This window comes from Vibrio sp. 1562, assembly GCF_033340155.1.
In the GTDB taxonomy this organism is placed as follows: domain Bacteria; phylum Pseudomonadota; class Gammaproteobacteria; order Enterobacterales; family Vibrionaceae; genus Vibrio; species Vibrio alginolyticus.
In genome coordinates this window covers 1-902 of record NZ_JAWOVY010000167.1, presented here as the reverse complement: position 1 = coordinate 902, position 902 = coordinate 1, and the positions used below count along the sequence as shown (strand labels likewise).

General features: G+C 46.1%; 1 protein-coding gene. It reads left to right on the top strand.

Features of this window, described 5'->3' with window-relative positions; translation table 11 throughout:
* A partial coding sequence (locus R7Z49_RS23930; RefSeq protein ID WP_318112215.1) for a bifunctional metallophosphatase/5'-nucleotidase occupies window positions 1–902 on the top strand: 902 nt, incomplete at both ends.

Sequence of the window (902 nt, the reverse complement as noted above, 5' to 3'; positions counted from 1 at the left end):
CTTGCAGAGCAAGTGGAAGGCATCGGTATCATCGTGGGTGGTCATAGCCACCGTTTGCAAGGTGACTTTACTGCGATTGGTTTGGGTGAAGATGATCCTTATGGTATCAAAGTAAATGGAACCTACGTTGTGCAAGCCGGTTTTCATGCTCTGACCATGGGCCATTGTGTGCTTGAGTTTGACGAGAATGGCCAAGCAACCATGTTGAATGGTCAAAATGAATTACTGTTAGGACGCCGTATTTTCTGGGATTCAACATTGAATCAACAATTGGACCAAGGTGTATTTGAAACCGCTTGTTATTTTATTCACGGCCAACCAAATGTTGTGGTCTGTAAGAAACACCCAGAAACTCAAGCTATTTTGAGAGATAAATACATACCTCGCGTGCGTGCCTTGCAATCGCAGGTGATCGCTCATGTGGAAAGCAAAAAGCGTCATGTCCGTATTCCGGATGAGCTGGGCGGAAGTGAACTTGCCGGTGCGGTCGCTCGCTCTTTCCTTCATAGCTTAAATAAACGCGGGCACAACGTTCAATTTGCAATTCATAATGCAGGTGGCGTTCGTACTTCACTCAATCCAGGTGATATTACAGTGGCAGATGTTGCCGGACGATTATTGCCTTTTGCCGTACCGATCGGGTTTTACGATGTGAAAGGTGCGGTTATTCGTCGAGCTTTAGAAGGTGCAATCAATAACGCACTAAACAACGGCGTAGAAGGCACTGGGTCAGGCAGTTACCCATATACGTACAATCTGAACTTTGACTATCAAGCCGATGCGCCAAAAGGTGAGAGAGTCCAACGATTAGAAATATTTGATGGATACCGCTGGGTAAAGGTTGATGATGACACTTGGTATCGTGGCACCTCTTCGGCTTACACGATGAAAGGCAAAGAAGG